18 protein-coding genes are annotated in these 23,937 nt (G+C 71.4%); 3 read left to right on the forward strand and 15 right to left on the reverse strand.

Annotation, left to right across the window (positions count from 1 at the left end; genetic code table 11):
- The first annotated feature begins 586 nt into the window (after positions 1-586).
- Positions 587-3,715: an isoleucine--tRNA ligase gene (gene ileS, locus ACFZB9_RS01305; protein ID WP_391442739.1), complete on the forward strand. Its 3,129-nt coding sequence runs from the start codon at positions 587-589 to the stop codon at positions 3,713-3,715.
- A 198-nt stretch (positions 3,716-3,913) separates the two neighbouring features.
- Here the strand turns inward: ileS and ACFZB9_RS01310 are convergent, their stop codons facing one another.
- The 15 genes from ACFZB9_RS01310 to rsmH all read right to left on the reverse strand — a co-directional run bounded on the left by ACFZB9_RS01310 (position 3,914) and on the right by rsmH (position 21,749).
- Positions 3,914-5,236, reverse strand: a complete 1,323-nt coding sequence (locus tag ACFZB9_RS01310; protein WP_391442740.1) for a DivIVA domain-containing protein — start codon at positions 5,234-5,236, stop codon at positions 3,914-3,916.
- Between the two features lie 49 nt (positions 5,237-5,285).
- Positions 5,286-5,576, reverse strand: a complete 291-nt coding sequence (locus ACFZB9_RS01315; protein ID WP_110665401.1) for a YggT family protein — start codon at positions 5,574-5,576, stop codon at positions 5,286-5,288.
- Positions 5,577-5,673: 97 nt separating this feature from the next.
- Positions 5,674-6,276: a cell division protein SepF gene (locus ACFZB9_RS01320; RefSeq protein WP_184942333.1), complete on the reverse strand. Its 603-nt coding sequence runs from the start codon at positions 6,274-6,276 to the stop codon at positions 5,674-5,676.
- 255 nt (positions 6,277-6,531) lie between these two features.
- A complete protein-coding gene (locus ACFZB9_RS01325; protein ID WP_391442741.1) occupies positions 6,532-7,302 on the reverse strand; it encodes a YggS family pyridoxal phosphate-dependent enzyme in 771 nt (256 codons plus the stop codon).
- 73 nt (positions 7,303-7,375) lie between these two features.
- A complete protein-coding gene (gene ftsZ, locus ACFZB9_RS01330; protein WP_391442743.1) occupies positions 7,376-8,566 on the reverse strand; it encodes a cell division protein FtsZ in 1,191 nt (396 codons plus the stop codon).
- Positions 8,567-9,047: 481 nt separating this feature from the next.
- Complete coding sequence (locus ACFZB9_RS01335) at positions 9,048-9,833, reverse strand: cell division protein FtsQ/DivIB (protein WP_391442744.1); 786 nt, start codon at positions 9,831-9,833, stop codon at positions 9,048-9,050.
- Complete coding sequence (murG, locus tag ACFZB9_RS01340) at positions 9,826-10,932, reverse strand: undecaprenyldiphospho-muramoylpentapeptide beta-N-acetylglucosaminyltransferase (RefSeq protein ID WP_391442745.1); 1,107 nt, start codon at positions 10,930-10,932, stop codon at positions 9,826-9,828. Before murG ends, ACFZB9_RS01335 begins: the two co-directional genes overlap by 8 nt.
- Positions 10,933-10,938: 6 nt before the next feature.
- A complete protein-coding gene (gene ftsW, locus ACFZB9_RS01345) occupies positions 10,939-12,348 on the reverse strand; it encodes a putative lipid II flippase FtsW (RefSeq protein ID WP_391442747.1) in 1,410 nt (469 codons plus the stop codon).
- Positions 12,349-12,377: 29 nt separating this feature from the next.
- Positions 12,378-13,862, reverse strand: a complete 1,485-nt coding sequence (gene murD / locus ACFZB9_RS01350; protein WP_391442749.1) for a UDP-N-acetylmuramoyl-L-alanine--D-glutamate ligase — start codon at positions 13,860-13,862, stop codon at positions 12,378-12,380.
- The gene (gene mraY / locus ACFZB9_RS01355; protein WP_391442751.1) at positions 13,847-14,908 is read right to left on the reverse strand and encodes a phospho-N-acetylmuramoyl-pentapeptide-transferase; all 1,062 of its coding nucleotides are present in this window, start codon (positions 14,906-14,908) and stop codon (positions 13,847-13,849) included. The genes murD and mraY overlap by 16 nt, the downstream gene beginning before the upstream one ends.
- A complete protein-coding gene (gene murF, locus ACFZB9_RS01360; protein WP_391442752.1) occupies positions 14,905-16,308 on the reverse strand; it encodes a UDP-N-acetylmuramoyl-tripeptide--D-alanyl-D-alanine ligase in 1,404 nt (467 codons plus the stop codon). Before murF ends, mraY begins: the two co-directional genes overlap by 4 nt.
- Positions 16,305-17,981 carry a UDP-N-acetylmuramoyl-L-alanyl-D-glutamate--2,6-diaminopimelate ligase gene (locus ACFZB9_RS01365; RefSeq protein ID WP_391442754.1) on the reverse strand — a complete coding sequence of 559 codons (1,677 nt, stop codon included), beginning with the start codon at positions 17,979-17,981 and terminating at the stop codon, positions 16,305-16,307. The genes murF and ACFZB9_RS01365 overlap by 4 nt, the downstream gene beginning before the upstream one ends.
- A gap of 4 nt (positions 17,982-17,985) precedes the next feature.
- Positions 17,986-20,100 (reverse strand): peptidoglycan D,D-transpeptidase FtsI family protein, encoded by a 2,115-nt coding sequence (locus ACFZB9_RS01370; RefSeq protein WP_391442756.1) that lies wholly within the window; start codon positions 20,098-20,100, stop codon positions 17,986-17,988.
- Complete coding sequence (locus ACFZB9_RS01375; protein WP_391442757.1) at positions 20,097-20,702, reverse strand: cell division protein FtsL; 606 nt, start codon at positions 20,700-20,702, stop codon at positions 20,097-20,099. Before ACFZB9_RS01375 ends, ACFZB9_RS01370 begins: the two co-directional genes overlap by 4 nt.
- A 72-nt stretch (positions 20,703-20,774) precedes the next feature.
- Positions 20,775-21,749, reverse strand: a complete 975-nt coding sequence (gene rsmH / locus ACFZB9_RS01380; RefSeq protein ID WP_391442758.1) for a 16S rRNA (cytosine(1402)-N(4))-methyltransferase RsmH — start codon at positions 21,747-21,749, stop codon at positions 20,775-20,777.
- Between the two features lie 345 nt (positions 21,750-22,094).
- Between rsmH and ACFZB9_RS01385 the strand changes: the two genes are divergently transcribed.
- The gene (locus ACFZB9_RS01385) at positions 22,095-22,637 is read left to right on the forward strand and encodes a beta-class carbonic anhydrase (protein WP_391442760.1); all 543 of its coding nucleotides are present in this window, start codon (positions 22,095-22,097) and stop codon (positions 22,635-22,637) included.
- Between the two features lie 237 nt (positions 22,638-22,874).
- The gene (locus ACFZB9_RS01390) at positions 22,875-23,936 is read left to right on the forward strand and encodes an AAA family ATPase (protein WP_391442761.1); all 1,062 of its coding nucleotides are present in this window, start codon (positions 22,875-22,877) and stop codon (positions 23,934-23,936) included.
- The last annotated feature ends 1 nt before the right edge of the window (position 23,937 follow it).

Raw genomic sequence — 23,937 nt, forward strand, 5'->3', positions numbered from 1 at the left:
TTGGTCGCCTGCCACGGCCTTCCGAGTCCGCCTGGTGGCGGTGCCCGCGCCCGTTGCCTTCTCAGCCATGGCTCGACCCCATCTACGAATGACTCCGGCCGACGGTTCCCGTCGGCCTCTGGTGCCGGAACGATAATCCTGATCGAATCCGGTCACAACGGGACATACCGATGCCGTGAATCGATCCCACTCGGGCAGCCGCCGGGCCCGAAGCCCGATGAAAGCCGTGCCTGGGCATTGACAAAGTTGTGCCCAGATCGTCACCGGCTAACCGTTTCCCCGCGCGCTGGCGAAACCGCCTTGCCCCGGCCCTATAGACTGGGCCGGCAAGGCGCAGATGGGACGAGTACCGACGTACGCAGCCATGAGCGACCCGGGGACGGTGTGAGCCCGGGGGTGTGCGCGGCGGGAAGATCACCCCGGAGCCGCCGGAAGAACGGCCCCGTGTGGGGCCCAGTAGACCCGGCCGCAAGCCCAAGGAGTGGGCCGTCGAGTGTTTCCGGCGGCCAAGGAGGGTGGTACCGCGGGGCGCTGGCCGCCTCGTCCCTCCGTCGGAATGCCCGTCCACGCATCCGCCGGAGGCGCAGTGAGCACATACAACCCCGTCCCCGCCCAGGTCGACCTGCCCGTCCTCGAACACGGCATCCTGAGCTTCTGGCGTGACCAGAAGATCTTCCAGCGCAGCCTGGAGCAGTCCGAGGGCCGCCCCGAGTGGGTCTTCTACGAGGGCCCGCCGACCGCCAACGGCATGCCGGGCGCGCACCACATCGAGGCCCGCGTCTTCAAGGACGTCTTCCCGCGCTACCGGACCATGAAGGGCTACCACGTCGCCCGCAAGGCCGGCTGGGACTGCCACGGCCTGCCGGTGGAGCTGGCCGTCGAGAAGGAGCTGGGCTTCTCCGGCAAGCCGGACATCGAGCGGTACGGCATCGCCGAGTTCAACGCCAAGTGCCGCGAGTCGGTCACCCGGCACACCGACGAGTTCAGCAAGCTCACCGAGCGGATGGGCTACTGGGTCGACCTCGACGAGGCCTACCGGACCATGGACCCCTCCTACGTCCAGTCGGTCTGGTGGTCGCTCAAGCAGATCTTCGACAAGGGCCGACTGGTCCAGGACCACCGCGTCGCCCCCTGGTGCCCGCGCTGCGGCACCGGCCTCTCGGACCACGAGCTGGCCCAGGGCTACGAGACCGTGGTCGACCCCTCGGTCTTCGTCCGCTTCCCGCTGACCAGCGGCCCGCTGGCCGGCCAGGCCGCGCTGCTGGTGTGGACCACCACCCCGTGGACGCTGGTCTCCAACACCGCCGCCGCGGTGCACCCGGAGGTCACCTACGTGGTGGCCACCGACGGCACCGAGCAGCTGGTGGTGGCCGAGCCGCTGGTCGGCAAGGCGCTCGGCGAGGGCTGGGAGGTCACCGGGCAGTCGTTCACCGGTGCCGAGATGGAGCGCTGGGCCTACCGGCGCCCGTTCGACCTGATCGAGATCGAGGACGCGCACTACGTCCTGAACGCCGACTACGTGACCACCGAGGACGGCACCGGCATCGTCCACCAGTCCCCCGCCTTCGGCGCGGACGACCTGGCGACCTGCCGCAAGTACGGCCTGCCGGTGGTCAACCCGGTGGAGACCGACGGCACCTTCGCCCCGGACGTGCCGCTGGTGGGCGGCGTCTTCTTCAAGAAGGCGGACGAGGCGCTGGTCGCCGACCTCAAGGAGCGCGGCCTGCTCTTCCGCCACCTGCCCTACGAGCACAGCTACCCGCACTGCTGGCGCTGCCACACCGCGCTGCTCTACTACGCGCAGCCGTCCTGGTACATCCGGACCACCGCCGTCAAGGACGCGATGATCCGTGAGAACGAGGCCACCAACTGGTTCCCGGAGACGGTCAAGCACGGCCGCTTCGGCGACTGGCTGAACAACAACATCGACTGGGCGCTGTCCCGCAACCGCTACTGGGGCACCCCGCTGCCCATCTGGCGCTGCGAGGAGGGCCACCTGACCTGCGTCGGGTCGCTGGCGGAGCTCACCGAGCTGACCGGCACCGACCAGAGCGGGCTCGACCCGCACCGCCCGTTCATCGACGCGGTGACCTTCGACTGCCGCGACTGCGGCGGGCAGGCCACCCGGGTGCCCGAGGTGATCGACGCCTGGTACGACTCGGGGTCGATGCCGTTCGCGCAGTACGGCTACCCGTACCAGAACAAGGAGCTGTTCGAGAGCCGCTACCCGGCGCAGTTCATCTCCGAGGCGATCGACCAGACCCGCGGCTGGTTCTACACGCTGATGGCCGTCGGCACCCTGGTCTTCGACAAGTCGGCCTACGAGAACGTGGTGTGCCTGGGCCACATCCTGGCCGAGGACGGCCGCAAGATGTCCAAGCACCTGGGCAACATCCTGCAGCCGATCCCGCTGATGGACCAGCACGGCGCCGACGCGGTGCGCTGGTTCATGGCGGCCGGCGGCTCGCCCTGGTCGGCCCGCCGGGTCGGCCACGGCACGATCCAGGAAGTGGTGCGCAAGACGCTGCTCACCTACTGGAACACCGTCGCCTTCCAGGCCCTGTACGCGCGGACCGCGAACTGGGCGCCCGGCGCGAGCGACCCCGCTCCGGCGGACCGCCCGCAGCTGGACCGCTGGGTGCTCTCCGAGCTGAACACCCTGGTCCGCGAGACGGACGCGGCCCTTGAGACCTACGACACCCAGCGCGCCGGCAAGCTGCTCTCCGGCTTCGTCGACGACCTGTCCAACTGGTACGTGCGCCGCGGCCGCCGCCGCTTCTGGCAGGGCGACGCCGCCGCGCTCGCCACTCTGCACGAGGCGCTGGAGACGGTGACCCGGCTGATGGCGCCGCTCACCCCGTTCATCACCGAGCGGGTCTGGCAGGACCTGGTGGTCCCGGTCGACCCCGAGGCCCCGGCCTCGGTGCACCTGAGCAGCTGGCCGGTGGCGGACGAGTCGCTGATCGACCCCGCCCTGTCCCGGCACATGGCGCTGGTCCGCCGGCTCGTCGAACTGGGCCGCGCCACCCGGGCGGAGTCCGGGGTGAAGACCCGTCAGCCGCTCTCCCGCGCGCTGATCGCGGCCCAGGGCTGGGAGGAGCTGCCCGCCGATCTGCGTGCGCAGATCGCCGAGGAGCTCAACGTCGCCACCCTGGAGTCGCTCGCGGCCGTCGGCGGTTCGCTGGTCGACACCACCGCGAAGGCGAACTTCCGGGCGCTGGGCAAGCGCTTCGGCAAGGGCGTCCAGGAGGTGGCCAAGGCGGTCGCCGCCGCCGACGCCGCCGTGCTGGCCGCCGAGTTGCGGGCCGGCGGCACCACCTCGGTGCTGCTGGACGGGGAGCCGATCAGCCTCTCGCCCGATGAGGTGATCATCACCGAGACCCCGCGCGAGGGCTGGGCCGTCGCCAACGAGTCCGGCGCCACCGTCGCCCTCGACCTGGCGATCACCCCCGAGCTCAAGCGCCTGGGCATCGCCCGCGACGCCATCCGCCAGATCCAGGAGGCCCGCAAGAACTCCGGTCTGGACGTCGCCGACCGGATCGTGCTGCGCTGGCAGTCGGCCGACGCCGAGACGGTGGCGGCCGTCACCGAGCACGGCGCTCTGGTCGCCGAGGAGGTCCTGGCCACCGACTTCGCCACCGGCGAGGCCGACTGGCAGTCGCAGGACTTCACCGACGAGGGCCTCGGCCTGACCTTCCAGCTGCGCAAGGCGTAGCGGTAGCGCTTCGGGGGCTCACCCGCCCAGGCGGGTGAGCCCCCGAAGTCATGCGCGAAAACCCCTGTGCGAAGGCGCCCGACCACAGAAGTGGCCGGGCGCCTTCGCACATCAGGACCCTGCTCGGGAAACGACCGAGGCGCGCACACCGGGCTCAGCGCAGGAGCCCGGGGCACGCGCCTCGGTACAAGCAGCGGACTAGTTGTCGCCGTCCTCGTCGATCAGGAAGCCACGCATCGGAGCGGGGGCCTGCTGCATCGGCTGCATGGGCTGCGGCGGCTGCGGACGGACCGCGGCCATCGGCTGGGTCATGCCGGCCGGAGCCATCTGCGGGGCACCGTTGGCCGAGGGCTGACCGCCGAACGACGGGGCACCGGAGCCGCCACCGAAGGACTGGTTGCCGCCGAACGACGGGTTACCGCCGAAGGAGGGCTGACCGCCGCCGAAGGAGGGGGCGCCCGTGGAGGCCATCGACGACGCGGCCGGCGGCAGCGAAGCGGTGGCCGGGATCCGCGGCGGGGCGAGCGAGTCGTCGGCCTGCGACTCCAGCTGACGAAGCTGGGTCTCCAGGTAGGACTTCAGGCGGGTGCGGTACTCGCGCTCGAAGGCACGCAGGTCCTCGACCTTGCGCTCCAGTGTGGCGCGGGCCGACTCCAGCGAGCCCATCGCGACACGGTGCTTCTCCTGCGCGTCCCGCTCCAGCGCGTCGGCCTTGGCACGGGCGTCGCGCTCCAGACCCTCGGCGCGGCTGCGAGCCTCGCCGACGATCTTGTTGGCCTCGGACCGGGCCTCGGAGATCGCCTGGTCGGCGGTCTGCTGGGCGAGCGCGAGCACGCGGGCCGCACTGTCGCCACCGGGGCCCTGCTGCTGCATCGGCGCGCCGAGCGGCCCACCGAGCTGCTGGCCGAGCGGGCCGCCCATCGGGGCGAGCTGCTGCTGGCCACCCATGGTGCCCATCTGCTGCTGGCCCATCTGCTGCGGCATCTGGCCGCCCATCGGCTGCAGCATCTGACCGCCCATCGGCTGCACCAGCTGCTGCTGGCCGCCCATGGTGCCCATCTGCTGCTGGCCCATCTGCTGCTGCGGCTGCATCTGCTGCTGCTGCATCTGCTGCTGGCCGGGGACCTGCTGCTGCATCGGGGCGCCCTGGCCGGGCGGCAACTGCGGCGCGCCGGACGGCAGACCCAGCGGCTGCTGGCCCATCTGCTGCTGCGGCGGCTGCTGCTGCTGACCGGGACCCTGCTGGCCGGGGACCGGCGGGCCGGATATGGCGGCGGGCACCGGACCGCCCTGACGCGGAGCGTCCTGCGGCTGCTCCTTGCGCATGTTCGCCTGGTTCTGCGCGGCAGCCCGGGTCGCAGCGGCCAACTTGGCCCGCAGGTCCTCGTTCTCGCGCAGCAGGCGGGTCAGCTCGGCTTCGACCTCGTCGAGGAAGGCATCGACCTCGTCCTCGTCGTAGCCTTCGCGCAGCCGGACGGTCGTGAACTGCTTGTTCCGAACGTCCTCGGGGGTCAACGGCATCTCTTCACCTCAACGTGATCGTCGGCACACTGGCATCCTGCCGCATCGCTCACCACGGCAGACGCTGCACGAGCGAGATCAGGACATACACAATGATCATCAGTACGAAGAAGGACAGGTCGAGCGCCACGCCCCCGAGACGCAACGGCGGAATGAACCGCCGAAGAAGCTTGAGTGGCGGATCCGTGACAGTGTACGTGGCCTCCAGGACCACCACCATGGCCTTGCCGGGACGCCACGAGCGGGCGAACTGGAAGACCCAGTCCATGACCAGGCGGAACAGCAGAATCACCAGGAAGACGGTCAGTGCGTAGTAGAGCACCGCCCCCACGATCCCCATCGGGTATCCCTCTCCCAGTTTCTTCCGACTCTGCCTGCTTATGAGACTGCTAGGTCACTCACTGTCCATCAGGTCCACACATGACGTCGTGGCCGGGTCAGCTCTGGTTGAAGAACCCACCCTCGGCGATTCGTGCCTTGTCCTCCGCCGTGACATCGACGTTAGCAGGAGACAGCAGGAACACCTTCTGCGTCACGCGCTCGATACTGCCGTGCAGACCGAAGACGAGTCCAGCGGCGAAGTCTACGAGGCGCTTCGCGTCGGTGTCGTCCATCTCGGTCAGATTCATGATCACCGGGGTGCCGCCACGGAACTGTTCCCCGATGGTACGGGCCTCGTTGTAGGTCCTCGGGTGCAGCGTGGTGATGCGGTACGGCTCCCGCTCGTTCACGACCTTGGGCATGATCACCGGCGCACTCTTCTCCAGATTCTGACGACGTTCGGGTGTGATGGACGACACGGGTGCCATCCGCGGCGGCTCCTGCCGGATCGGCACTGCGGCCGGCACCGGCTGGGGCGCGATCGAGGCGACTTGCGCCGGTGGGGCGGCGGCGGGCCGCGGGATGTCCTCGGTCCGCCCGGTCCGGATGGGCTCGGGGTCCGTGTCGTAGTCGTCGTCCGGGTCGTAACCCTGACCGTCGTACGTCTCGTCCTCCACGAGGCCGAGGTAGACCGCCATCTTGCGCATTGCGCCGGCCATGCTCCTGTCCTCCGCTCTGTGGTGGATCGGCTTCGTCACCGGCCGGGCCCGCGAAATCCGTCCCCGTGAAGTACGGTGGGTTTCCCGGGCCCGCGGTCCGCTCACTATCTGTCAGATCCCGGTTACGGTGAGCCGATGTTCTGTCAGAGTGTGTGCGTGGCCGCGGACATACGATCCACGATTGATTGGCACCCTCAGGACGAATCGGTGATTTGTCCTGATTTGTCCTGCAGTCTGATCTACTACCCGGTGACGTTACCCGAGCCGTGACCGCGCACCGAGCACCGCCGTACCGACGCGTACATGTGTCGCTCCGGCCGCGATCGCCTGCTCAAGGTCACCGCTCATCCCTGCCGAGACCATCGTGGCAGCAGGATGGGCCGCGCGTACGGCGGTTGCAATTTCCGCCAGTCGCGCGAACGCCGCGGCCGGGTCTGCGGCCAGAGTTCCCGTCAGCGGAGCGACAGTCATCACACCGTCAAGGCGCAGTCCGGGCGTGTCGGCGATCCGATCGGCCAGCGCCAGCACGTCCTCGGGGGCGACCCCGGCCCGGCCCTCGCTCGGCTCACCGGCCTCCGCGGCGGCCTTCTCCTTCTCCAGGGCCACCTGCACCAGACAGCCCAGCGGCGGCCGTTCGGCCTTCGACACCGCGTCAGCCAGCGCCGTGACCAGCCGCTCCCGGTCGACCGAGTGAACATGGTGTGCGTAGCGCACCACCGAGCGCACCTTGTTCGTCTGCAACTGTCCGACGAAGTGCCAGGTCAGCGGCAGATCAGCGCACTCGGCCGCCTTGGGGGCGGCGTCCTGGTCGCGGTTCTCGGCCACCTCGCGGACGCCGAGGGAGGCCAGCAGTCGGGTGTCCGAGGCCGGGTAGGTCTTGGTGACCACGATCAGGGAGACCTCGGAGCGCGCTCGTCCGGCCGCCGCACAGGCGGCCTCGATCCGCTGCTCCACGGCCGCCAGACCGCTCCTGAGCTGCTCAATGCGGTCGGGCGCCGGGAACTCGGCGGGCTGCTGGTTCGTCATATTCACTGCCTATCACACGCGACGATGCCCACCCCAGCCGTCAGGCCGGAGTGGGCATCGAGCCCTGCACGAATTACTTCAGGAAGTCCGGAACGTCCAGCTCCTCGGCCGGGCTCTCCACGTAGGGCGAGCGCACCGGCTGGACCTGCGGCGGCACCGGCGGGGCCACCGTGGTCTCGGTCTTCGACGCCGAGCCGCCCTCCTCCGACGAACGGCCCGTCACCGAGCCCATCTGTCCATAGGGCCGGGCGCTCGGACGCTCGGTCGGGGCGGGCGGAGTCGCCTTCACCACCGGGTCGCGCACGATGGCCGGCGGCTGGCCGCCGTCGAAGCCGGCCGCGATCACGGTGACCCGCACCTCGTCGCCGAGCGCGTCGTCGATCACGGCACCGAAGATGATGTTGGCCTCGGGGTGCGCCGCCTCGCTGACCAGCTGGGCCGACTCGTTGATCTCGAAGAGACCGAGGTCGGAGCCGCCGGAGATGGAGAGCAGCACCCCGCGGGCGCCGTCGATCGAGGCCTCCAGCAGCGGGGAGGAGATGGCCATCACGGCCGCCGCCTTGGCGCGGTCCTCGCCGCGGGCCGAGCCGATCCCCATCAGGGCCGAACCGGCGTCCGACATGACCGACTTCACGTCGGCGAAGTCGAGGTTGATCAGGCCCGGGGTGGTGATCAGGTCGGTGATGCCCTGCACACCGGAGAGCAGCACCTGGTCGGCCGAGCGGAACGCGTCCAGCACGCTGACCTGGCGGTCGGAGATCGACAGCAGCCGGTCGTTGGGGATCACGATGAGGGTGTCGACCTCCTCGCGCAGCCCGGCGATGCCGTCCTCGGCCTGGTTGGCGCGACGCCGGCCCTCGAAGGTGAACGGCCGGGTGACCACACCGATGGTCAGCGCGCCCAGCGAGCGGGCGATGTTGGCCACCACCGGCGCACCGCCGGTACCGGTGCCGCCGCCCTCGCCGGCCGTGACGAAGACCATGTCGGCCCCCTTGAGGACCTCCTCGATCTCCTCGCGGTGGTCCTCGGCGGCCTTGCGGCCGACCTCGGGGTTGGCGCCGGCGCCCAGACCCCGGGTGAGCTCGCGGCCCACGTCGAGCTTGACGTCGGCGTCGCTCATCAGGAGAGCCTGCGCATCGGTGTTGATCGCGATGAACTCGACGCCCTTGAGACCGACCTCGATCATCCGGTTGATGGCGTTGACACCGCCGCCGCCGATACCGACGACCTTGATGACTGCGAGGTAGTTCTGCGGTGCTGCCACGTCGAAGGCCTCTCGCCTCGGATGTCCGGGCCGGCCTCCTGGTCGTGACATTGCACGAACCACGATGCCGACGGATGTCGATGGGTGGGGGGAGCCCGATTCCTGACTGATTGTCCGAAAATGCGGACCGCCGACCCGAACCCTAAACTTGACGTTGAGGGTTCATGCTGTGCCTGCGTCAGATCCTGAAGACGCATCAGATCCCCGACTGCAGATGATCGCTGCGTCAGATCGCCACCGCGTCAGATCACCGTAGTGAACAGCCTGGTGACACAGGACACTAAGTGCCGGGCGGGCCCGTGTTCAACGAACACGCCGAGCTTCCCTTTTTTCTTTTGAGCCTATGTGATCATCACCCGGCAGTCAGCACCGGGGTCGACCACCCAGGGTCGGGGAATCACCGATGGATCGTCAATAGTGACGAATCGACCGGTCAAGATCCCGACAACCCCGAGGAGTACAGAACCTACCGGATTTCCGTTCAGCTCGAGATCGCCGGGGCATCCGGGGCACTGACGTCATAGGTCCCCGCCTTCTGCTTCATCAGCGCGAGCAGCACCGTCGCCTTGCGCTGCCCCCGGTCGGGACTCCCCCACCGCACGGTGGCACCCCCGGGTAGCCGCAACTCGATGTCGTCATACGAACGAACCAGTAGTGCCGGGCTCTGCTTGGCCACATCGGGCGGCAGCACGGTGGCCACCCTGACCGCGCCCTGGACCAGCCGGCTGGTCGGAAAGACCCCGGCGGCGTCCTGGGCCGGCTGACTGAGCTGGAGTTCGACCACCGGAACACCGGGTGGCGGCGTCGGTTCGGTGGCGAAACTCACCCCAGATGCATCCATCTGAGTGAACTTTCCGTCAGAACTCTTGACAGCCGCGACCGGTTGACGCTCGATCACCTTCACCCGCAGAGTGTGCGGCCAGCCCCGCCAGACCTCCGCCTTGGCCACCCGCGGGATCGCCTGGACCCGGCGCTGCACCGCGTCCAGGTCGACCCGGGCCAGCGGCCCGTGCTGGACCGGCCCTATCGCCGAGCGCACCTCGTCGACCGTCAGCTGGTCGCCCTGCAATCCCTGGATCGCCACCGAACGGACGTCCAGCACCGAGGAGTAGAAGACCAGCCAGGCCAGCAGACTCAGGACCGCGGCCCCGAGCCCGCTGAGCACCAGGACCCCGCGCCGCGACAGCCGCAGCGCGGGGGGCTCGTCCTCCTCGTCCTCCGCGGCCAACTCCTCGTCGCTCGGCGCGGCGGTGAGGCGGTCAGCCACGACGCCGGCCACCCCGGGCCGCGTCGATCGCCTCGTACACCATGCCGACCAGCAGGTCGTCCGCGTCCCGGCGGCCGAACTCGGCGGCCGCCCGGCTCATGTCCCACAGCCGCTGCGGGTCGGTGAGCACCGGCAGGACGTTGCCCAGCACCCAGTCCGGGGTCAGCTCGGCGTCGTCCACCAGCAGGCCACCGCCCGCCTTGACCATCGGCTGAGCGTTCAGCCGCTGCTCCCCGTTGCCGATCGGCAGTGGCACGAAGCAGGCCGGCAGGCCCACCGCGGCCAGCTCGGCCACCGTCATCGCGCCGGCCCGGCAGAGCATCAGGTCGGCGGCGGCGTAGGCCAGATCCATCCGGTCCAGGTAGGGCACCGCCCGGTAGGGCGGCATGCCGGGGATGTCGTCGATCCGCGGCAGTTCGTTCTTCGGGCCCACCGCGTGCAGCACCTGGACGCCGTACTGCTGCAACCGCGGCGCGATCGCCTGGATGGTCTCGTTCAGCCGGCGCGCACCCTGCGAGCCGCCGGAGACCAGCAGGGTGGGCAGCCGCTGGTCGAGGCCGAAGTAGTGCCGGGCCTCGGGGCGCACCGCGTTGCGGTCCAGGGTGGCGATGGTGCGGCGCAGCGGGATGCCGATGTAGCGCGAGTCGCGCAGCTTGCTGTCCGGGGTGGAGACCGCGACGAAGTCGCTGTACCGGGCGCCGATCTTGTTGGCCAGGCCCGGACGGGCATTGGCCTCGTGCACCACGATCGGCACCCCGGCCCGCTTGGCCGCCAGGTAGGCGGGCATCGCGACGTAGCCGCCGAAGCCGACCACGGCGTCCGCCTTGACCCGCTCGATGATCTCCTGGGCGGCCCGGACGGTGCCCCGCAGCCGGCCCGGCACGGTGATCAGCTCAGGGGTGGGCTTGCGCGGCAGCGGGACGGCCGGGATCAGCTCCAGCTGGTAGCCGCGCTCGGGCACCAGGCGGGTCTCCAGGCCGCGCTCGGTACCGAGCGCGGTGATGCCGATGCTCGGGTCGTGCCTGCGCAGCGCGTCCGCGAGCGCCATGGCCGGCTCGATGTGTCCTGCGGTACCCCCGCCGGCGAGTACGACATGCACCGAAAATCACCGCTCCCTGCGCGGCGGCCTGGCGGCCGGGCGCGCTGTGGTTCGTCGTGGCAGCACCCGGCGCAGACCTGTCCTGAACCGGGACTTCGAGCTCCGGGCGGCAAGCGCCGCCTTGGCCCCCGGGACACTGCGTGCGAAGCAGAGCAGCATCCCCAGGGCGCACATGGCCGACAGCATGGCGGACCCGCCGTAGGAGAACAGCGGGAGGGGTACGCCCGCGATGGGCAGCAGTCCCAGTGCCGACCCCAGGTTGATCATGGCCTGCGCCATGATCCACGTGGTGGCGGCTCCCGCGGCATACCTGACGAAGGGGTCCTTCGTGCCGATGGCCACTCGGATACCCGCATACCCTAGTGCCGCAAAGAGACCGATCACCGACAGCGTCCCCACCAGACCGAGTTCCTCGCCGGTCGCGGCGAAGATGAAGTCGGTGTGCGCCTCCGGGAGCTGGCCCCACTTCTCGTAGCCGGCGCCCAGCCCGGTGCCGAAGGTACCGCCCAGTCCGAAGGCGTACAGGCCGTGCAGCGCCTGGAAGCAGTCATGGTCGAGCGAGGGCTTGGTGGTGCCGATGCAGGCCAGCCGGTCGAGCCGGTGCGGCACGGTGATGATCAGCGCGGTGCAGGCCACCACGGCGACGCCGAGGGTCGCGACGAAGAGCCGCAGCGGGGCGCCGACCATCCACAGCAGCGCGAAGACCATCGCCACCAGGATCATCGAGGTGCCCATGTCGCCGCCGAGCATGATCAGCATGAGCAGCACCAGGGCGCCCGGCACCAGCGGGACCAGCAGGTGCTTCCACTGGGTGAGGGTGCCGGCCTTCTGCTTGCGGGCCAGCAGGTCGGCCCCCCAGAGCAGCAGCGCGAGCTTGGCGAACTCCGAGGGCTGGACCTGGAAGAAGCCGAAGTTGAGCCAGTTCCGGTTGCCGTTGACCTTCATCCCGATGCCGGGGATGGCCACCAGCACCATGGCGCCGATCGAGGCGAGCAGCACCGGATAGGCCAGCACCCGGTGCACGGCCACCGGCACCTTGGCGGCGGCGATCAGCAGCACCGTCCCGAGCACCACCGCGACCAGCTGCTTGCGGAAGTAGAAGAGGCCGGGCAGGCCCTGGTGGATGGCGGTGATGTTGGAGGAGGAGAAGACCATCACCAGGCCGAGCACCAGCAGCAGCGAGGCCGCGCCGAGGATCAGGTAGTAGGGCGTCAGCGGACGGCCCAGGGTCCAGCGCAGCCGATCGCGCAGCGCGCGAAGGCGCCCGGTCAGGCCCTCGGTCTTGAAGATCGTGCTGGTCGCCGAGATCAGCGCCGGGCCGGGGCCGCCGCTGCCGGTCGAGGAGGCGGCGCCGCGCTCCGGCGGGGCGGCCCCGCCGCGCGGCGGCCGGGTGGCCGCCTTGCCCTGACCCGCCACGGCGCCTGCCCCTCTCCCGGTTCGTATCGTCAGTCCGTCAGCCCCCGCACCGCCTCGGCGAACAGGTCGCCCCGCTCGCCGTAGTTGGTGAACATGTCCATCGAGGCGCAGGCCGGCGCAAGGAGCACGGTATCGCCCGATCGGGCGAGGCCCCGGGCGGTGCGCACCACCTCCGCCATCGCCACCGCGCCAGTCTGGCCTTCGGCCGCCTCGATCACTGGTACATCCGGGGCGTGTCGCGCCAGCGCCGCGCGGATCAGCGCACGGTCCTCGCCGATCAGCACCGCGGCGCGCAGCCGGGCGGCCGCGCCCTTGGCCAGCTCGTCGAAGGTCGCGCCCTTGGCCAGGCCGCCGGCGATCCACACGATCGGCTCGTAGGCCGCCAGCGAGGCGGCGGCGGCGTGGGGGTTGGTGGCCTTGGAGTCGTCGATCCAGCGCACCCCGTCGACCTCGGCGACGAAGGCGATCCGGTGCGCGTCCGGCCGAAAGGCCCGCAGGCCTTCGCGCACCGCCTTGGCGTCCACGCCGTAGGCGCGGGCCAGGGCGGCGGCCGCCAGGGCGTTGGCGATGTTGTGCGGGGCCGGCGGCTCGACGTCGCCGACCGAGCCGATCTCGGCCGCGTTCTTGGCCCGGTCCGGGACGAACGCCCGGTCCACCAGCAGGCCGTCCACCACACCGAACTGGGAGATCGCGGGGGCGTCGAGGCCGAAGCCGATCGCCCGGCAGCCCTCCTCGACGTCGGCCTCGCGGACCAGCTCCTCGGTGGCGGGGTCGGCCAGGTTGTAGACGCAGGCGACCTGGTTGCCCTGGTAGATCCGGCCCTTGTCGGCGCCGTAGGCCGCCATCGAGCCGTGCCAGTCCAGGTGGTCGGGCGCCAGGTTGAGCACGGCCGACGAGTGCGGGCGCAGCGAGGGCGCCCAGTGCAGCTGGTAGCTGGACAGCTCGACGGCGAGCACGTCGTACGGCTGCTCCCCGCTGCCGGCGGCGGAGTCGTCGAAGCCCGCGAGGACGGCGTCCAGCACCGAGACCCCGACGTTGCCGACGGCGGCGGTGTGCTTGCCGGCCGCGGTCAGGATCGAGGCCAGCATCTGGACCGTGGTGGTCTTGCCGTTGGTGCCGGTGACGGCCAGCCAGGGGGCCGGCTCGCCGGTGGCGGGCAGCGGCCTGCGCAGCCGCCAGGCCAGCTCGACGTCGCCCCAGACCGGCACACCGGCCGCGTCGGCGGCCGCGAACAGCGGGCTGCTCGGCGGCCAGCCGGGCGAGGTGACGACCAGTCGGGTGCCCTCGGGCAGCGTGTCGCCGTCGCCGAGCCGCACCTGGAAGCCGGAGGTGTAAGGGGCCGTCAGCTCGGCCGCCCGGGCGCGCAGCGCGGGGCTGTCGCCGCCGTCCACCACGGTGACCTCGGCGCCCAGCTCACGCAGGACCCGGGCCGCGCTGATCCCGGAGACACCCAGGCCCGCGACCGTGACCGGCAGCCCCGCCCAGTTCGGTGTCGTGCTCAACCGCTCACCCATCCCGCGTAGAAGATGCCGAGGCCAACCGCCACGCACAGGCCCTGGATGATCCAGAACCGGACCACGATCAGCACTTCGCTCCAGCCCTTGAGCTCGAAGTGGTGCTGTAGTGGTGCCATTTTGAAGACGCGCTTGCCGGTCAGCCGGAACGAGCCGACCTGGATGATCACCGACAGGGTGATGATCACGAAGAGGCCGCCGAGCAGCGGCAGCAGCAGCTCGGTGCGCGAGCAGATCGCCAGACCCGCCAGCGCGCCGCCGAGGGCCAGCGAACCGGTGTCGCCCATGAAGATCTTGGCCGGCGAGGTGTTCCACCACAGGAAGCCGAAGCAGGAACCCATCAGCGCCGAGGCCACCACCGCCAGGTCCAGCGGGTCGCGGACCTCGAAGCAGTTGGCGGTCGCGGTCACGAACCGGTCGCAGGACTGGCCGTACTGCCAGACGCCGATGAAGACGTAGGCGCCGAAGACCATCACGGAGGCGCCGGTGGCCAGGCCGTCCAGACCGTCCGTCAGGTTCACGCCGTTCGACATGCCGGCGATCATGAAGTACGCCCACATGACGAACAGCACGGGGCCGATCGACCAGCTGAAGTCCTGGATGAAGGAGAGGCTGGTGGAGGCCGGGGTCAGCCCGCGCGGGTCGTGGAACTGCAGCGACAGGATCGCGAAGGCCAGACCCACGAAGGACTGCCCGAGCAGCTTCGCCTTGGCCCGCAGACCCAGCGAGCGCTGCTTGACCACCTTGATGTAGTCGTCCAGGAAGCCGACCAGGCCCAGACCCGACATCAGGAAGAGCACCAACAGGCCCGAGGCGCGCGGCTGGTCGCCGGTGATCACCTTGGTCAGCGCGTAGGCGATCAGGGTCGCCAGGATGAACGCGATACCGCCCATGGTCGGCGTACCGCGCTTGCTGTGGTGCGCCTTGGGGCCGTCGTCACGGATCATCTGGCCGTAACCGTGCCGGGCCAGCAGCCGGATCAGTGCCGGGGTGCCGAACAGCGACAGCACCAGGCCGATCAGTCCGGAGTAGAGAATCTGCTTCACTGAGCGGCACCGTCCGCCAACAGGGCCTGTGCGACCCGCTCCAGGCCCACCGATCGACTGGCCTTCACCAGCACCACGTCCCCTGGCCGCAGCTGACCGCGCAGCAGCTCGACCGCCGCGTCCGCGTCGGACACCAGCACCGACTCCTCACCCCACGAACCTTCGTTCCTCGCGCCCAGTTCCATGCAGGCCGCCTCCCGTCCGCCCACCGCCACCAGCTTGGTGACGTCGAGTCGGACCGCGAGCCGCCCGATGGCGTCGTGCTCGTCGAGGCTCTCCTCGCCGAGCTCCCGCATCTCCCCGAGCACCGCCCAGGTGCGGCGGCGCTCCGGGCCGCGGCCGCCCATCGTGGCGAGCGTGCGCAGCGCGGCCCGCATCGACTCCGGGTTCGCGTTGTACGCGTCGTTCACGACGGTGACCCCATCGGCCCGGTCGACGACCTCCATGCGCCAGCGGGACAGCGCACCCGCCTCGCCCAGGGCAGCGGCGGTGTCGTCGACGGACAGTCCGAGCTCCATCGCCACCGCGGCGGCGGCGAGGGCGTTCGAGACGTGGTGCTCACCGTACAGGCGCAGTTGTACGCGCGCGGAACCGGCCAGGGTGCTCAGCGTGAACGATGGCCGCCCGGTGGAGTCCAGGCGAACGTCCTGTGCCCGGACGTCGGCGCCCGGGGTCTCGCCGAAGGTGACCACCCTGGCCCGGGTGCGCGAGGCCATCGCCCGCACCAGCGGGTCGTCCGCGTTCAGCACCGCGACGCCGTCCTCGGCCAGCGCCTCGACCAGTTCGCCCTTGGCCTCGGCGATGCCCTCCTTGGAGCCGAACTCCCCCAGGTGCGCGCTGCCGACGTTGAGGACCAGGCCGATCGAGGGACGGGCCAGCGAGCACAGGTAGGCGATGTCGCCCTTGTGCCGGGCGCCCATCTCCAGCACCAGGTGGCGGGTGTCCGCCTCGACCCGGGTCGCGGTCATCGGGAAGCCGAGTTCGTTGTTGAGCGAGCCCTCGGTGAAGACCGTCGGGCCGATCCTGGTCAGCAGCTGGGCGATCAGGTCCTTGGTGCTGGTCTTGCCGGCCGAGCCGGTCAGCGCCACCACCGCGGCGCCGGCCCGGTCGGCCACCGCCTGGGCGAGCCGGCCCATCGCCACCTGCACGTCGGCGACGAGCACCGCGGGTACGCCCAGCGGGCGCTCGGCGAGCACCGCCACCGCGCCGGCCGCGACGGCCGCCGCGGCGTAGTCGTGTCCGTCCACCCGCTCGCCGCGGAAGGCGGCGAACAGGCCGCCGGGCGCCGCCTTGCGGGAGTCGATCGCCAGCGGTCCGGTCACCAGCGCCTGCGGGTCGGCCCCGTCGGCCAGTTCACCGCCGGTCGCGGCGGCCACCTCGGCCAGGGTCAGTGCGATCACGGCTGCTCCACTCCTCGGGACTGGGGGTGGCTGCGCACAATGGCCTCGCGCAGCACCTCCCGGTCGTCGAACGGGCGGACCTCGCCCTTGACGTACTGACCCAGCTCGTGGCCCTTGCCGGCCACCAGGATGGTGTCCCCGGCGTGCGCGCGGGCCACCGCGGCGGCGATCGCCGCCGCCCGGTCCGGCACCAGCAGGACCTCGCCGCGCTCGGCCTCGGGGACCTCCAGCGCGCCGACCAGCATGCTGGCCAGGATCGCCAGCGCGTCCTCGGAGCGCGGGTTGTCGCTGGTCAGCACGGCGGTGTCGGCGAGCAGGGCGGCGCTCCTGCCCATCGGGGCGCGCTTGAAGGGGTCGCGGTCGCCGCCGCAGCCCACCACCACGTGCAGCCGGCCCTTGGTGACCTCGCGCAGCGAGGCCAGCACCGCGTCGAGCGCGTCCGGCTTGTGCGCGTAGTCGACCACGGCGACGAAGTCCTGCCCGGCGTCCACCCGCTCCAGGCGGCCCGGCACGCCCGGCACCGCGGCCACCCCGGCCACCACCTCGGCCAGCGGCAGCCCGGCGGTGACCAGCGCGGTGATCGCGGCCAGCGCGTTGGCCACGTTGAACGGCCCGGGCAGCGGCACGGCGGCGTCGGCCGCCTGGCCGTCGGGGCCCAGCACCCGGAAGGTCGAGCCGATCGGGCCCAGCTGCACGTCCACCGCGCGCCAGTCGGCCTCGGCGGCGCCGGTGGCGGAGAAGCTGCTGACCGGGATGGCGGCCTCGGCGGCCAGCCGGCGACCGTAGGCGTCGTCCAGGTTGACCACCCCGGCCCGGCTGCGGCCGGCCTCGAAGAGCCGCGCCTTGGCCCGGTAGTAGTCCTCCATGTCCGGGTGGAAGTCGAGGTGCTCCGGGGTCAGGTTGTTGAAGACGGCCACGTCGTAGCCGACGCCGTCGGCCCGGCCGAAGACCAGCGCGTGGCTGGAGACCTCCATCACCACCGCGTCGGCCCCGCGCTCGCGCATCACGGCGAGGATCGCGTGCAGGTCGGTGGCCTCGGGGGTGGTGCGCTCGCTCTTGATCCGCTCGCTGCCGACCCGCATCTCCACCGTGCCGATCACCCCCGGGGTGCGGGCGGCGCCCTTGAGGCCGCCCTCGATCAGGTACGAGGTGGTGGTCTTGCCGTTGGTGCCGGTGATGCCGATGGTCAGCAGCGCCTGCGAGGGGTCGCCGTAGATCCGGGCGGCCAGCGCGCCCATGAACTCGCGGGGGCTGGCCACCACGAGGACCGGCACGGCCAGGTCGCCCGTCAGGGCCGTCGCGGCCTGCTCGGCGCCCGCCGGGTCGGTGAGGAGGGCGACGGCTCCGGCCGCCGCGGCCTGGGCCGCGAAGGCGGCACCGTGGTGGTTGGCCCCGGCGAAGGCGACGTAGAGGTCGCCCGGTCGCACCGCGCGCGAGTCGTGGGTGATGCCGGTGGCCGGCTCGCCCTCGACCGCCGCGACGCCCAGCAGTTCGGCGATCTCGGCGAGCGGGACGGGCACCGCCGCACTCGGGCGGGGTGGGCTCACACGGGTTTGGTCTGATTTCGGCACGGCGGGCAGGCTATCGGCCCCAGGGCTCCGGAAGCCAAGTGAGCCTCGGTCAGCCCCCTGGACCGGGCCGCTGGATGTGAGGTGGTTCACAGATGTGGCCATGATTTCAGGGCTTCCAGTCGACGGGCAGGTTGGGCGCCGCGCTGCCGCTCGGCGGCACCTGGAGGGTCTTGAGGGTGAACTCCATCACCTGCTTGAAGACCGGACCGCAGAGCTGACCGCCGAAGTGCCCGTTGACCGGGTTCTGGATCACGCAGGAGACCGTGACCCGGGGCGCATCGGCGGGCGCGAAGCCGATGAAGGAGGCGGTGTAACCGTTGTACTTGCCGGTCTTGGGGTCCACCCGGTTGGCGGTGCCGGTCTTGCCGGCCACCCGGTAGCCGGGGATCTGGGCGGCGTTGCCGGTGCCCTGCTCGTCGGTGACCACCGACTCCAGCATCTCGCTCACCGTCTTGGCCGTCTCCGGCTTGACCACCCGGGTCTGCGCGGGCGCGGCGGCGGGGGTGTAGCGGCCGTCCGGGCCGGTCACCCCGGCCACCAGGCTGGGCGCCACCCGGACGCCGCCGTTGGCGATGGTGGAGAAGACCGAGGTGGCCTGCAGCGCGTTGACGGACAGGCCCTGGCCGAACGGGATGGTGTACTGCTGCGAGCCCTTCCAGTCGGCCGGGTTCGCCAGGATCCCGCGGGTCTCCCCGGGGAAGCCGAGGCCGCTGGGCTGCCCGATGCCGAACTTCTGCAGGTAGCCGCCGAGGATCTGGTTCGACTGCTGCTGGTCCTTGCCCAGGTGCTCGGCGGCCTCGATGGTGCCGATGTTGGAGGACTTGGCGAGCACCCCGGCCAGGGTCAGGTACCAGGTGTCGTGGTCGACGTCGTCGTGGAAGACCCGGTCGGCGCGCTGCAGGGTGCCGGGGACGGTCACGTGGCTGTCCCAGGTGGCGCTGCCGGTGTCCAGCACGGCGGACATGGTCATCAGCTTCGCGGTGCTGCCCGGTTCGTAGGCGTCCTGCAGGGCCGGGTTGCCGAGCTGGTCGGCGGTGGCGGTGCTCAGGTCGTTGGGATTGAAGCCGGGCGAGGTGGCCATGGCCAGGACCTGACCGCTCTTCACGTCCTGGACGATCACATAGCCCTTTTCCGCGCCGGCCGTGCTCACCTGGTCGGTGATGGCCCGCTGGGCGGCCCACTGGATGTCCTGGTTGATGGTCAGGCGCACATCGCTGCCGGGCACCGCGTCCTGCTGGGTGGTGCCGCTGCCGGTGGGGATCGGCTGGCCGCCGGAGACCGCCGAGGTGCGGTGACCGGCCTGTCCGGCCAGCAGCTTCTGGTACTGCAGCTCCAGGCCGCCGGCCCCGGTGCCCTCGCTGTTGACGAAGCCGACCAGGTTGGACGCCAGGCCGTCGGCCGGGTAGACCCGGCTGGAGGTCTCCTTCGAGAAGATCCCCACCAGCGGATTGGCGCAGGCGTCGTCGATGCTGCTGCGGCCGCCCTGGCCGACCGGCTTGGCGGCCTGCTGCTTCTGCGCCCGGCAGGCCTTGGTGTCGACCTTCTTGGTGAGCGCGGTCTGCAGGTCCGTGATCTGGTTGCGGGTCTGCGGGCTCTGCTGGGGGGCCACCGTGATGCCCTTGGTCTTGGGCGTGCGCAGCTTGGCGATCACCTTGTCCCGGGGCATGTTCAGGATCGGCGCCAGCAGGTCCGCGGCCTGCTCGGGGCCGTCGGGGATGTGCAGCGCCTCGGGGGTGAACATGGTCGGGTCCGCGGTGATGTCGTAGGCGTCCACCGTGGTGGCCAGCGCCACGCCGTCGGCGGTCGTTATCGAGCCGCGGTTCGCGGGGAGGGTGACCTCCACGTAGCGGTAGGTGCTGGCGTCGGCGGCCAGCGCGCTGGAGTCGACCAGCTGGATCTGCACCAGGCGCCCGGCGAAGATCGAGAAGACCACGGCCAGCGCGATGGTGACCACCCGCAGCCGGCGCTTGGGGTCGGCCAGCCTGAGCCGGCGCGCCGGCGGGCGGGCGGCAGGGCGGCGGGCCGCTGCGGGGCGCTTGGCGGGAGCCGGACGCCGGGTGGGCGGCCGCCCGGCGGCCCTGGCCGCGCCCGACGGCTTGGCGGCGGCCTTCGGCGGCTGGTCGCGGGGCCCGCGCGGCCGTTCACCGGTGCGGCGCTGCTGGGGGGCGGCGGGCCGCTCACGGCGCTCGCCTGGGTTGCCGGGGCGGCGTGGGGTGGTCATCGGGGGCTTCCGCTCGGGCTCGGGCTGGGGGTTGCGGACGGGCTCGCACCGGGGCTCTGGCTCGGCGCGGGGCTGACGGGGTCGACCCGCAGCGAGCCCTCGGCACCTGCCGCCGGATCGACGGACCCGCCCGCGGGAGCCGGGGCGGCGGCCGGGGCGGGCGCGGCGGGGCCGGCGGCCGGCCACAGGTCGACGCCGGTGCGCTTGACCGGCGGGCTGTCCTTGGCGGGCCCGGGGCTGCCGAGCACCTTGCCGTCGTCCTGCAGGAAGGCCGGGTCCCCGCCGGGCACCATGCCGAGCTGGCGGGCGCTGCGCTCCAGCGCGTCGGGGGCCCCGGCGTGGTCGATCTGCTGCTGCAGGCTCTGCTGCTGGTCGGTCAGGGTGGTGGTCTGCTTCTGCAGCTTCGTCAGCTCGAAGGAGCCCTCGTTGAGCGCCGTGTTCAGCATCAGCAGTCCGAGCAGCCCGGAGGCCAGCAGCAGCACCATCAGCACCGCGAACGGCATCCGCCCGCGCCCGCCGCGCGCCGGGCGCCCGGGCCGCACGGTGATCCGGGCCCGTCCCGGCTGCCCGGGCAGCAGCCTGCTCCGCTGGTCCGCCTGCACCCTGTTCTCCCGGTTCACCTTCACGCCCTCGCCCGTCATCGCCCCCCGTACGGCCTTGGGTCCGGTCAGGACCTAGCCCCGGGTCTTCGTACTCCGGATCCTCTCCGCCACCCGCAGCCGCACGGGCGCGGCGCGCCGGTTCTCCTCGATCTCCGCCTCGGTGGCCAGTTCGGCACCGCGGGTGATCAGCTTGAGCCAGGGCTGGTGCTCCTCGGGGATGAACGGCAGCCCGGGTGGCGCGGTGCTGGTGGCACCGGCCGCGAAGTACTGCTTGACCAGGCGGTCCTCCAGCGACTGGTAGGACATCACGGCGATCCGCCCGCCGAGCGCCAGCACCCCGAGCGCGTTCGGGATGGCCCGGTCGAGCACCTCCAGCTCGCCGTTGACCTCGATCCGCAGCGCCTGGAAGGTCCGCTTGGCCGGGTTGCCGCCGGTGCGCCGGGTCGCCGCCGGGATCGCGTTGCGCACCAACTCCACCAGACGCGCGCTGTTGCTGAACGGTTCCTTCTCGCGCTCCCGCAGGATCACCGAGGCGATCTTCCCGGCGAACCGCTCCTCGCCGTAGACCTTGAGGATCCGGGCCAGTTGCCCGTGGGTGTAGGTGTTGAGCACCTCGGCCGCGCTCAGTCCGCGGCTCTGGTCCATCCGCATGTCCAGCGGGGCGTCCTGGGCGTAGGCGAAGCCGCGCTCGGCCTCGTCCAGCTGCATCGAGGAGACGCCGAGGTCGAAGAGCTGGCCCTGGACCTCGGCGATGCCGAGATCGGCCAGCACCTCGGGGATCTCGTCGTAGACCGCGTGCACCAGGGTGGCCCGCTCGCCGAACGGCGCCAGCCGCTCGCCGGACAGCCGCAGCGCCACCGGGTCGCGGTCCACCGCGACCAGCCGGACCTCGGGGAACTGACGCAGCAGCGCCTCGCTGTGCCCGCCCAGACCCAGGGTGGCGTCCACCACCACCGCACCGGGTGCGCTGATCGCCGGGGCCAGCGCGTCCATGCAGCGTTGCAGCATGACCGGGACGTGCTTGGGTTCCGGTGTGCCAGTGGCCATGCGCGGGGGCGCCTTTCCTCGGTGCGGGTGCCGCCCGTCAGCCGCCTGCGGGCGCCGGGAGCCGTGATCCGCCCCATTCTCGCCCACAACACCGGCGCTCCCGGACGCCGCCCGGGGTCCCCGCCCGCTCGCTGGGGGGAAGGCGCTACCGCCCGGCGCCGGGGAAGGTGCGTCAGGTGGCACGGAGCGGGAGGAGGCCGCGGGCCGCGTACGGACCGTCAGACTACCGTCCGAGCCTCTGGCGTCGCCTTGCGCCACGCGCACCCCTATGCGCTGCGTCACACCGGCCGACGGATCGGAAATCGGGCTCACCACACCCACCCGATTCCTACTAACGTCGTACCTATGACAGTGACCCCAGACGGTATCTCCCCCACCGGCCCCACTGCCTCGGCCACTGAGACGATCATCGATCGCTTCGTCACCGCCAACCGCGGCTACGCGGAAGGGTTCAGGGACGGCGGCATGGACGCCCGTCCGGTGCGGAAGGTCACCGTGGTGGCCTGCATGGACGCGCGCCTCGACCTGTTCGCCGCACTCGGCCTCGAACTCGGCGACGCCCATGTGATCCGCAACGCCGGCGGCGTGGTGACCGACGACACCATCCGCTCGCTGACCATCAGCCAGCGTGCCCTCGGCACCCAATCGGTCGCACTGATCCACCACACCGGCTGCGGCCTGCTCGGCCTGACCGAGGACTTCCGCCACGAGCTGGAGCTGGAGGTGGGCCAGCGCCCGCAGTGGGCCGTGGAGTCCTTCGTCGACCTGGACGGCGATGTGCGCCAGTCCATGCAGCGGGTGCGCACCTCGCCGTTCCTGCCGTACACGGACGATGTCCGCGGCTTCGTCTTCGACGTGCACACCGGTCTGCTGCGCGAGGTGCACTGACTCCCGCTCCGACCCGCCCACGCCCTCGCCCTCGCCCCCATCGGGTGACTTCTGGTCGCCGCTCAGGGAAGAATGCGGCTGCGGACCGGCATCTCGACCACCGGAGACGGTCCGCCCGCGAGCCCAACCCCGAGCTTCGATCGGACCGTGATCCGAACCGGGCCCTGGCCGCGTCTGACCGGGTGGGGCCGGCTCCGGGTCAACGGACCGGCGTGAGCAGGGGCGAGGAGCGAACGGGTGACGACCTACAACGAGCAGGCCGGTCTCGACAGGCACGGGGTCACCCCGCGGTCTGCGGCGGCGGTCCCGATGGGATCGGTGGGCCTGCCCGAGTTGAGCGCGGTCATCGAGCGGGTCCGCTCCTCGGTCGAGAGTGTGATCGAGGGCAAGCCGGAAGCGGTGCGCCTGGCGCTGACCGTGATGCTGGCCGAGGGGCACCTGCTGCTGGAGGACGTGCCGGGCGTGGGCAAGACCATGCTGGCCAAGGCGCTGGCCCGGTCGGTGGACTGTACGGTGCGCCGCATCCAGTTCACCCCCGACCTGCTGCCCTCGGACGTCACCGGCACCAACGTCTTCGACCAGCAGCGGATGGACTTCGAGTTCCGGCCCGGCGCGATCTTCGCGCAGATCGTGGTCGGTGACGAGATCAACCGGGCCTCGCCCAAGACCCAGTCGGCACTGCTGGAGTCGATGGCCGAGCGGCAGGTCACCATCGACGGCACCACCTACGAGCTGCCGCTGCCGTTCATGGTGGTGGCCACCCAGAACCCGGTGGAGATGGAGGGCACCTACCCGCTGCCCGAGGCCCAGCGGGACCGCTTCATGGCCCGGATCTCGATCGGCTACCCGAGCCCCGAGGCCGAGCTGGCGATGCTGGACTCGCACGGCGGCAGCTCCCCGCTGGAGGACCTGCAGCCGGTCGCGCACGCCGACGACATCCTCAAGCTGATCGACCTGGTCCGCACCGTGCACGTGGCCGAGAGCATCCGCCGCTACGCGGTCGAGCTGGTCACCGCCACCCGCCAGTCGCCCGAGCTGCGCCTGGGCGCCTCCCCCCGGGCCACCCTGCACCTGATCCGGGCCGCCCGCGCCGCGGCCGCGCTGGCCGGACGCGAGTACGTGCTCCCCGACGACCTGCAGGCGCTGGCCGTGCCGATCCTGGCGCACCGCCTGCTGCCCACCGCCGAGGCCCAGTTGAGCCGGCGCAGCGCCGAGCAGATCGTCGCCGAGCTGGTCGCCCGGGTGCCGATCCCGCACCCGCAGGGTCCGGGCGCCGGCGGTCTCGGTCGGCGGTCCTGAG

Origin of the sequence: Kitasatospora sp. NPDC008050 (assembly GCF_042957465.1) — a bacterium.
Lineage (GTDB): Bacteria > Actinomycetota > Actinomycetes > Streptomycetales > Streptomycetaceae > Kitasatospora.